Here is a 2,801-nt window from a genome sequence, read left to right on the forward strand (position 1 = left end):
GATGTGGTTTTTGATTGCGTCCAATACTTAATTCTTATGCTTAATTATTGATTTTTTCTATATGTGCGACGCTGTTGAATTTGTCTGTGTTATAATAAAAACCTATAACAGATCATAGTGATATAGTATTGGACATTTTCGGTATACCTTTTTAATTTATGCACCGAAAATTTTTAAGGAGAGTGCCATGAAACAGTACAAAGTATTTGTTGTTGCTAATCTGATTTTCGGCGTTTTGCTGATTGTACTTACCAAGTTGATTTTGCCTGTTTGCCATCCGATTGGTGGCGGAACCATGAGTTGTGAAATTTCGACGACGGTAGATGCTTTTTTAGGACTTGCTTTGCTTGCAAATGCCGTCGTTGCTGCGGGGCTCCTTAAAAAGAAAGCACATGTCATTCTTTCTGCAGTAACGCTTGTGGTGGGTGTTTTTGTTTCGCTTGTGCCAACGGTAATTGTCGGAACATGCCAACACGCTCAAATGGCATGTCACGTGATAACGGGTCCGGTGCTTGCTGTTTTTGGTGTGCTGATTGCGCTTTTTGCGGCGCTGAATTTGATTTACTTGAAACTGAGGAGGCGAAATGAACAAGACTGATTTGAATTTGATTATTGAAAATTACTTGCGAAACCCTTTCCGTAGTTTTGGGCTTTCACTGTTGATTGCTTTGCTCGCCTCGGTGCTTTTGGTGGGCGGGCTTTTGTCGTTTTCGCTTTCAAAGGGCCTGAATCGCCTTTCGTCTCGCTTGGGTGCCGACGTCATCGTGATTCCCCAGGGGAGCGAAATCAACGACCAGACTGTACTTTTGCAGGGAGATTCCAAGTATGCCTATTTGCCGCAGGGCTCGCTGGAATTTATTCGTGGCCTTGACGGCGTAGAAATTGCGACGCCGCAGTATTTTTTGACCACCTTGAATTCTAGCTGCTGCGAACAGAAAGTCATGATTATCGGTTTCGAGCCGGCTTCTGATTTTGTGATTCAGCCTTGGATTCACGAGGTCCTTACGGATAAACTCCCTAAGGGTGCTATCGTGGTGGGCAGTGAAATTAGCGTGGGCGAGAAAAGGACTGTCAGGTTCTTTGACCATGAATACCCCGTGGCGGCCTCTCTTGAACCGGTTGGCAACAAGTTGGACCAGGCCGTTTTTGTAGATGTGGCGACACTTGCCGATATCCGCGAGGCGGCTAAGGCCAAGGGCGTGATTTTCTTGCATCAAGATGTCAAGTCCGAGGGCTCGGATTCGCCGATTTACTCCAGCGTTTTAATTAAACTTCGCGCAGGGGCTGATATCGAGCGCCTCTCTCGAGAAATTCATACCCGCTTTGACGGCGTGCAGATTCGCACCCGCAAAGATTTGTTCTCGGGTCTTGAAAAGTCGGCGAATTTCTTGCAGATTGTGGTGTGGTCAATCGTGGCCCTTTTCTTGGTGATTGCGGTTGCCGCGATTGTGATTTCGTTTTCACTGTCGACTCGCGAACGCAGGCGTGAATATGCGCTTTTGCGAATTGTGGGCTATGCCCGCAAACGTTTAAGGACTCTTGTGCTGGGCGAATCGCTGCTGGTGTCGGCGGTAGGAACGTACATTGGCTTGCTGCTTTCGAGCGTGGCGTTTTTCACTTTTAAAATTTGGATTGGCGAACATGTGAACGTACCCTTTATTGTTCCTGGAAATGCCGAAATCGCCGCTGTTTACGCTGTGGTGGTTTTGCTTTTGCATTCGGTGGGGCCGGTGGCGGTTTTCGGCGTGGCAAATAAGGTGAGTAAGATTGATGCCTACGCCGCTTTGAGGGAGGTAGAACATTGATTTTAAACGTCTCTAATTTATATAAAGCCTATACCCGCCGCGGCGAAGAATTCAATGCCGTCGAAGATGTTGAATTTTTTGCCTGGTCCGGTGATTTCTCGGTAATCTATGGCGAATCGGGAAGCGGAAAAAGTACGCTTTTATCGCTCCTTTCGGGAATCAATCGCCCCTCGCAGGGATCTATCATTTTTAATGGTGTTGATTTTGCAAGTTTGACAGATGCCGAACTTTCCGCAATTCGTAACGATAAAATCGGCTACATTCCACAAGAATCCGTTTTCTTGCCGCAATTTACCGTGCTTGAAAATATCTTCTTGCCGCGGGCGATTCGCGAGGGCAATAAGGTTGAGGTGAGGGATATTTCGGAATTGGTCGATATTGATATTCATTCAAAACTCGAAACTCTCGGCATTGCCCATTTGGTGAATGAAATACCGGCAGAACTTTCGGGAGGCGAACTCAAGCGAGCCTCGATTGTGCGCGCTCTTGTCAACAATCCCGATATCGTGATTGCTGACGAACCGACCAGCAACCTTGACGAAATCAATGCCAACAACATGGCACGCATCCTAACCGAGGAAGCCATGAAGCAAGGCGCTGGGGTAGTGGTTACCTCTATCGGAAAACATTTGGAGTTGGATTACACTAAAAAAATGTTGCTATGAGTTTGGTTTGGAAATTAATGCGTAGACATATCAGCTTAGGACAGTTGGTGGGTTTCTTTTTTGCCAACCTATGTGGCATGGTCATCGTCTTGCTCAGCATTCAGTTCTATCAGGATGTGGTTCCCGTATTTACGGAAGGCGATAGTTTCATGAAAAAGGATTACATCATCGTGAGCAAGAAGGTGAGTACGCTAGGCTCTTTTGTGGGCAAGAGTAGTACCTTCTCGCAGACCGAAATCGATGAAATCGAGGAACAACCCTTTACCCGTGGAGTGGGCGAGTTCACCCCTTCGCAATTTAAGGTGTCGGCAGGAGTAGGCATGGAGCAATT

3 protein-coding genes and 1 pseudogene are annotated in these 2,801 nt (G+C 46.7%); all 4 read left to right on the forward strand.

Annotated elements, in window-relative coordinates; all coding sequences use genetic code 11:
• The first annotated feature begins 187 nt into the window (after window positions 1-187).
• A complete protein-coding gene (locus tag Q0628_RS01635; protein WP_298767835.1) occupies window positions 188-598 on the forward strand; it encodes a DUF4418 family protein in 411 nt (136 codons plus the stop codon).
• Complete coding sequence (locus Q0628_RS01640) at window positions 585-1,805, forward strand: ABC transporter permease (protein ID WP_298767836.1); 1,221 nt, start codon at window positions 585-587, stop codon at window positions 1,803-1,805. The genes Q0628_RS01635 and Q0628_RS01640 overlap by 14 nt, the downstream gene beginning before the upstream one ends.
• Window positions 1,802-2,470 carry an ATP-binding cassette domain-containing protein gene (locus Q0628_RS01645; protein WP_298767837.1) on the forward strand — a complete coding sequence of 223 codons (669 nt, stop codon included), beginning with the start codon at window positions 1,802-1,804 and terminating at the stop codon, window positions 2,468-2,470. The genes Q0628_RS01640 and Q0628_RS01645 overlap by 4 nt, the downstream gene beginning before the upstream one ends.
• Window positions 2,467-2,801: pseudogene (locus Q0628_RS01650) on the forward strand (ABC transporter permease); the annotation flags it as partial. The gene Q0628_RS01645 and the pseudogene Q0628_RS01650, both read left to right, overlap by 4 nt.

This window comes from uncultured Fibrobacter sp., assembly GCF_937877005.1.
In the GTDB taxonomy this organism is placed as follows: Bacteria; Fibrobacterota; Fibrobacteria; order Fibrobacterales; family Fibrobacteraceae; genus Fibrobacter.